The organism is Pseudomonas sp. Tof1 (assembly GCF_055390395.1).
The window spans coordinates 3,420,380-3,427,158 of record NZ_AP024344.1 but is presented as its reverse complement, the minus strand read 5'-3'; the positions used below and the strand labels follow the sequence as shown (position 1 = coordinate 3,427,158).

At 65.1% G+C, this 6,779-nt stretch carries 6 protein-coding genes; 1 reads left to right on the top strand and 5 read right to left on the bottom strand.

Annotated elements, in window-relative coordinates:
* The first annotated feature begins 44 nt into the window (after window positions 1-44).
* Entirely contained in the window at window positions 45-926 is an 882-nt protein-coding gene (locus tag ACZ5KU_RS15250; protein WP_273826193.1) for a TauD/TfdA dioxygenase family protein, read from the top strand.
* A 59-nt stretch (window positions 927-985) separates the two neighbouring features.
* Here ACZ5KU_RS15250 and ACZ5KU_RS15245 read toward each other — a convergent pair whose 3' ends face one another.
* The 5 genes from ACZ5KU_RS15245 to ACZ5KU_RS15225 all read right to left on the bottom strand — a co-directional run bounded on the left by ACZ5KU_RS15245 (window position 986) and on the right by ACZ5KU_RS15225 (window position 6,585).
* Window positions 986-1,696 carry a hypothetical protein gene (locus ACZ5KU_RS15245; protein ID WP_054059241.1) on the bottom strand — a complete coding sequence of 237 codons (711 nt, stop codon included), beginning with the start codon at window positions 1,694-1,696 and terminating at the stop codon, window positions 986-988.
* On the bottom strand, window positions 1,659-2,699 hold the full coding sequence (locus tag ACZ5KU_RS15240; RefSeq protein WP_054059240.1) for a GSCFA domain-containing protein: 1,041 nt from the start codon (window positions 2,697-2,699) through the stop codon (window positions 1,659-1,661). Before ACZ5KU_RS15240 ends, ACZ5KU_RS15245 begins: the two co-directional genes overlap by 38 nt.
* A 37-nt stretch (window positions 2,700-2,736) precedes the next feature.
* Window positions 2,737-3,984 (bottom strand): MFS transporter, encoded by a 1,248-nt coding sequence (locus tag ACZ5KU_RS15235; protein ID WP_464737382.1) that lies wholly within the window; start codon window positions 3,982-3,984, stop codon window positions 2,737-2,739.
* A gap of 148 nt (window positions 3,985-4,132) precedes the next feature.
* Entirely contained in the window at window positions 4,133-6,124 is a 1,992-nt protein-coding gene (locus ACZ5KU_RS15230; protein WP_054059238.1) for a peptidase U32 family protein, read from the bottom strand.
* Window positions 6,125-6,204: 80 nt separating this feature from the next.
* Window positions 6,205-6,585, bottom strand: a complete 381-nt coding sequence (locus ACZ5KU_RS15225; RefSeq protein ID WP_054059237.1) for a RidA family protein — start codon at window positions 6,583-6,585, stop codon at window positions 6,205-6,207.
* Window positions 6,586-6,779: the final 194 nt, after the last annotated feature.

The window sequence follows — 6,779 nt, the reverse complement described above, 5'->3', positions numbered from 1 at the left end:
ACCGGGCAGATGGCGGCAATAACTCAACAAAAAGGTGAGGGAACATGGATCAGTGGGCATTGAAGGCCGTCGAGAGGATCGCCGGCGAACGTCGGGCGCCGTACCAGCACATCACCGTCGATCGGTTGACTCCGATCATCGGCGCGCAGATCGGCGGGGTCGACCTGTCCAGGGAACTGGCGCCCGGGCAACTGGCGGAAATTCGCCGGGCCTTTCTGGAAAACCACGTGCTGGTGTTTCGCGACCAGCACCTGAGCGTCGAGCAGCACAAGGCCTTTGGTCGACTGTTCGGTGAGTTGCGCGCCTTGCCGCTGGAGGATATCGACGGCGACGATGCGGAACTGGTGGTCATCCGTGCCACGGCGCAATCGCGCTTCGTCGCCGGGGAGGCCTGGCACACCGACGGTACCGCGGACCTGGCACCGTCGATGGGTTCGATGCTGTACATCAAGGAGACCCCGGCCATCGGTAGCGGTGGCGACACCTTGTTCGCCAACATGCACCTGGCGTTGGACATGCTGTCGCCGACCCTGCAGGGTTTTCTGCAGGGGCTGACGGCCATCCATGATGGGGCGATTCCGTGGAAGGGCTACCCGGCGCCGGAGGGGTTGCCCAGGACCGAACACCCGGTGGTGGTGCGCCATCCGGAGACCGGGCGCAAGACGTTGTTCGTCAACTCCGGGTTCACCTCGCATATCGTGCAACTGTCCGAGGGGGAAAGCCGGGCGCTGCTGGACCTGTTGTTCGGCCTGGTGGCCCGCGAGCCGATTCTCACCTGCCGGGTACGCTGGGAGCCCAATACCCTGGTGTTCTGGGACAACCGCTGCACCCAGCACCATGCGGTGTGGGACTACTTCCCGCATTCGCGGTATGGCGAACGGGTGACAATCCTCGGTGAGCAGCCGCAGCCCTATACCGAAACCTGAAATCCTGTGGGCCCGCAGGCCTGCGCTCATCCACCGAATGGAGCGGGATGGGGGGTGGGTCAGGCCCACTGTGGCTGGGCGAGTCGGGGAAGCAGCGCCTCGACGATCAGCTCGCCGAAGGCCAGGTTGCCGTGCAACGGGTCATCGATCTCGCAGAACCGCGGGGCCTGCCAGCCATCCTCACCGTTGGCGGCGTCCCGCACATCGATCAGCTCGACGCCCAACTCGCGCAAGCGTCGAATCAGCACCTCCTGCGCCGCGATGAATACCCGCGCATCGGAAAACTCCGGCACCCGCTGCGGTGGCAGGACCACCAGCACCCTGATGCCCAGTCCCAGCACCCTTTCGTAGAACGCCAGGGCATACCGGCTCATTTCTTCTATGATCGACTCGAACAGGGGCCCGCCCAGAAACCCGGCGTCGAACTCGCCACTTTCATCCTGATAACAGTGCCAGTTCGGCCGACTGGCGAGAAAGTGCACGCTCATGCCGAGCGTACTGACCAGCGGAACCGACAGTTCTTCCAGCCGGGCCACCCCGGCCAGCTCCAGCGCCTGGCGATAACGCTGGTCCATTTCCGTATCACGAAACCCCACGTCCCCCGGCTGCGCTACCAGGAAATCGACGTTGAAATCCCGTCCGGCCCCCAGCGGGCCGCCGCAGGCCATCAACCCGCGGGCCTGCGCCGCCTTGCCGATCGGCCCGGCGTTGGAGTCGCCCAGCAGCAGGAAGCTAGGGCTTGGCGTAGTAGTCGAGTACGGCGTCTTCACAAACAAGGTCCTCGCTGGGCAGATGAGCGATCGGGTTGGCTGGTGCCACCGGCGGTTGGCCGTTCAGGGCGCTGAAGAACTGGCGCATGACGAACGCCACCCCGGCGGCCGTGACTTCGCGTTGGTTGTCCTGGTAGAAGGCGGCCTTGAACGGCGTGCCGGTGATGATCTCGTAGGAGGGGAAGTAGTCGACTTCCGGCTGTTCCTCGCACAACTGGCCGGCCACCGCGCGCAACACCGATTTGGAGTAGGTGGTGGCGGTCAACACATGCTGGCCGGTCGCGGTAGCGGTCAGCGGCACCGGCGACACGGTCAGCAGCACCCGGATCCGCGGATTCACCGAGCGCAACAGTTCGAGTGCCGTGTGCATTTCACGGTGGCTGTCGACGAAGCCGAAGTTGTGCAGGGCATGGACCTGCGGATCGAACGTCCCCTGCAGCGTACCGGGGCAGAGCGGGTACACCAGGCCGTTGCGTCGATTCACCCAGGCCTCGGTCAGCCCCAGGGTGAAAACGAAGACCCTGGCCCGCTGCAACGCCGTCTTCATCGCCGCCAGCGTGACCTGTCGGGCCTCCAGCAGCGCCTGCCGGCTGGCATGGCCTTCGGGTTCGACCACCGGCCGCATGGGGTCGAAGAAACGTCCATCGCGGCTCCAGAGCTCGTCGGGCATGGCCTGCCTGTCCAGGCACCACTCCAGCCACTGGCGCAACATCGCCGGGGTGTAGAGGTTGCCGGTGCGAAAGGAGAACACGCCATAGTGCCGCGCCTTGCGCTCGGCTTCCGACAGGCCGGCCGGCGCCGGTTCGCTGTCGACCCAGTTCATCCCGCGCTCCACCAGTGCCCGGCCGATATGCTGGGCAAAGCAGGAACCGGCGGTGACGATGGCATCGTCGCGTTCGATCCCGAATTGCGGCAGCCACAACTCGCTCATGCTTTCGGCCGTCTGCTGTGCCACGGCACTGCGCCAGAATGAACGAGGTGCCAACAGTTGGTAAGGATTCATCCCGGGTTCACTCCGAATTGGACCTGGTTGAGGGCGATCATGTCGTCGGTTCCAGCGCGCTGGCCGGCTGGCCGGCATCCAGTGCCCGGTAGCCGAGCAGGCCGATGGGCAGGCAGGCCAGCGCCAGGGCGGAAAACAGCACCACGCCGCCCAAGTGGCTGATCACCAGCGCCCCGAGCAGCGGCGCCAGCGCCGAGCCGAGCCCGGCCAGCATGGAAATGCCGATGAAACTGCCGCGCATGCCGGGCGGCGCGAGGCGATCGATCAGGGTGGCGAACAACGGCATGACGATGATCTCGGCCAGCGTCGCGAACCCGATCGCCAGTATCCAGCCGTACCACAGCGCGCCGGTGTTCAGGGCAATGATCGCGTGGCCGATCATCAGGCAGGCGAGGGCGAGGATGTAGGCGCGCTTGTCGGCCAGGTTCATCAGCCAGCCCATCAGGCACAGGTGGAACACCAGCACGACCGAGGCGTTGGTCACGCTCAGGCTGGCGATCACCGCGTTGATGTCCTCGACCTTGAGTGCCAGCAGGTAGAAGGTCAGCGACTCGTCGACCTGGGCGTAGACCAGCACCAGGAAGAAGTTGGCGACGATGATGGTCAGGAACAGTCGATTGCCGAGCATCGCCCGCAGCACCTCACGCAGGGGCGGCGAGGTCGGCTCGGTACCGGCCAGGTGCGGCGCCTGCAGCCGATAGCGCGCGGCGCCGAAGATACTCAGGGCCAGCAGTGCGTAGGTGAAGGCGGCGATCGGAAACACCGCGTCGCTCTCGCGGTTGGCGAACCACATGCCGAGCAACGGCCCGCTGGCAGCGGCGCAATTGACCACGTAGTAGCGGATGTGGAAGAGAAAGGTGCGTTCGTTGTCGGTGGCGACGGTGTCGCTGAGCAGCACCCGCAACAGCGGTTCGAGGATGCTGTGGGCGACCGCCATGCCGATGATCGCGACGAAGTAGCTGGTCTGCCCGGGTGCCAGCCCCATCAGCAGGAAGCAGCCGGCGCCCAGGGCGCAGCCGAAGCCCATCAGGTTGCGGGCATTGAAGGTGTCACCGAGAAAGCCGCTGAGCGGTGAGAGGGCGATGCTGATCAGCGCACCCAGGGCCAGTTGCGCGCCGATATCGGTGATCGGCGTGCCGAAGCGTCGGTTCATCGCCACCACGATGAACGGCCAGACCATGAACGAGGCGACCCGCGACAGGCCGATGCCCAGCAGCAGCCAGCGGGTGGCCGCAGGCAGGGCCCACAAGGTCTTCCATAGGGCGGGTTTCTGGCGCAGATCCATCTGGCTCGTCTCGACAGGGAAACAGGGCCCCGCCTGGAGGCGGGGCCTGCTCATTGAAGAGGGCAATGCGCCGATATGCAAGCCCCGCGAAGCCGGTCGACGACTTTATTTGCGGGGCGGGCGAAAGCGGCCGTCAAGGCCGCTCACTTCAGTGTGGCGCGCGGGGAATGGTCTTGAGCAGATCGGCCGGGCTGATATGGCCGACCACCGCACTGCCCGGTTGCGGCAGGTCGAGGATGTGACCCTTGATCTTGCCGATGATGTGCATCTCGCAAGGCTTGCAGTCGAACTTCAGGGTCAGCACCTCGTCACCCTGGATCAGTTGCATCGGCGCGACCTTGGTCCGCACGCCGGTCACGCCCTTGGCCTGTTTCGGGCACAGATTGAAGGAGAACCGCAGGCAGTGCTTGGTGATCATCACCGGCACTTCACCGGTTTCCTCGTGGGCCTCGAACGCCGCGTCGATCAGCTTGACCCCATGACGGTGATAGAAGTCACGGGCCTTCTGGTTGTAGACGTTGGCCAGGAACGACAGGTGCGACTCCGGGTACACCGGCGGCGGGCTGGTCTCGGCCTTGCGGCCACCGCGCGGATGGGCGGCGACGCGGGCTGCGGTCAGCGCCTCGATCACTTCGCGGCGCAGGCTCTTGAGCTGCGAGTTGGGGATGAAGTAGGCCTGTGGTGCATCGAGCTCGATGGCGGTGGCGTGGTACTGGGTGGTGCCCAACTGGCCGAGCAGGTCGCGCAGTTGCTCCAGGGCCTGCTCCGGCTTGTTGGCCAGGCCGAACGGGCCGTCCAGGGCCACGCTGGCGCTGACGCCTTCCTCGCTGGTGGCGGTCAGTTCCAGACGCTCCTCGCGCAGGCGCGCGCTCCAGCTGACACCGACACGGCGCTCGGCGGAGGTCTTGAGCAATGCCTGTTGCCAGTTGTGATCCAGGTTGCGGTTCAGCGGGTGGTTCGGACGCAGGCGGTGCATGCCCTCCGGCATCTCGTTGGGTTCGACGCGGTAGCGGTAGCGTTTTTCACCGTCCTCCTCGAACTCGCCGCGCGGTTCGGCGACGTTGGCACGGAAGCCGACCACTTCGCGCTTGATCAGCACGTTGAGGCCATCGCCGTTGGACAAGGGCTCGGTGGTCACCACCTGCAGGTCGCGCTTGCCGGCTTTTTCCACCACGCCCACCGGCAGGCCGGTGAAGGTCGGAGTGTCGAAGGCGCCGATATCGATCTTGCGCTCGCTGACGAAGTAGTCGGTGCTGCCGCGGTGGAAAGTCTTCTCCGGGTCCGGCACGAAGAAGTGCGCGGTGCGGCCGCTGGAAGCGCGGGCCAGGTCCGGGCGGCCTTCGAGAATGTCGTCCAGGCGCTGGCGGTAGTAGGCGGTGATGTTCTTCACATAGCCCATGTCCTTGTAGCGGCCCTCGATCTTGAACGAGCGCACGCCGGCTTCCACCAGGGCGCGCAGGTTGGCGCTCTGGTTGTTGTCCTTCATCGACAGCAGGTGTTTCTCGTAGGCGACCACGCGGCCCTGGTCATCCTTGAGGGTATAGGGCAGGCGGCAGGCCTGGGAGCAGTCACCACGGTTGGCGCTGCGGCCGGTCTGCGCATGAGAGATGTTGCACTGGCCGGAAAAGGCCACGCACAGCGCACCGTGAATGAAGAACTCGATCGCCGCGTCGGTTTCGTCGGCGATGGCGCGGATTTCCTGGAGGTTCAGTTCGCGGGCCAGCACCAACTGGGAGAAGCCGGCCTGGTCGAGGAACCTGGCCCGTTCCAGGGTGCGGATGTCGGTCTGGGTGCTGGCGTGCAGTTCGATCGGCGGGATATCCAGTTCCATTACGCCCAGGTCCTGGACGATCAGCGCGTCGACCCCGGCATCGTAGAGTTCATGGATCAGCTTGCGCGCCGGCTCCAGCTCGTTGTCGTGCAGGATGGTGTTGATGGTCGTGAAGACCCGCGCGTGGTAGCGGCGGGCGAACTCCACCAACTGGGCGATATCGCTCACTTCGTTGCAGGCATTGTGGCGGGCGCCGAAGCTCGGGCCGCCGATATACACGGCATCGGCCCCGTGCAGGATGGCTTCGCGGGCGATGGCCACGTCGCGGGCGGGGCTGAGCAATTCCAGGTGATGCTTGGGTAGGGACATGTTTTTCTAGTCAGGCTGCACGGTCAAGGCGTGCATTGTACCGGCGAAACGCCGCGCCGGCACCCGTTGCGGCTGACCGGTCAGGCCTTGGCCGCCATCGCCGTGACTTCCACCTTCATGCCTTCGACCCCCAGGGCTGCCACGCCAATGGCTGCACGTACCGGCCAGGGTTTGACGAAGAACCGCCTGTAGACCTCGTTGAACGCCGGACGGTCGGCGATATCGGTCAGGTAGATGGTCAGGTGCAGGACGCGGTCCAGCGAGCTGCCGGCCTTCTCCAGCGCCACCTTGAGCGCCTGCAGGGTGCATTCGCTCTGCCGGGTGATATCGCCCAGTTCCAGGCTGCCGTCGGCACGGGTGGGGATCTGGGTGGACACCAGCAGGCCGCCGAAGCCGGCCACGTCGGAGGAAATCGAGTCCGCGTCGGGATCCGGCAGGAAGGTCAGGTCATGATTGGCCATGGGGTTCTCTTGTTGAAAGTTGCGCAGGGAAGGGCGCGTACCTGGCACGCCCGTTGATGAATCAGCCCGGCAGTATAGGCGTGACGCGCCGGTACCGGTACCGCATTGCCCCGACGAGTGGATTCGCTGTCGGAAAATAGAGACTTGCATGATAAAAGCCGCCATGAATATTATGATCATAATTTTTCGTTGCC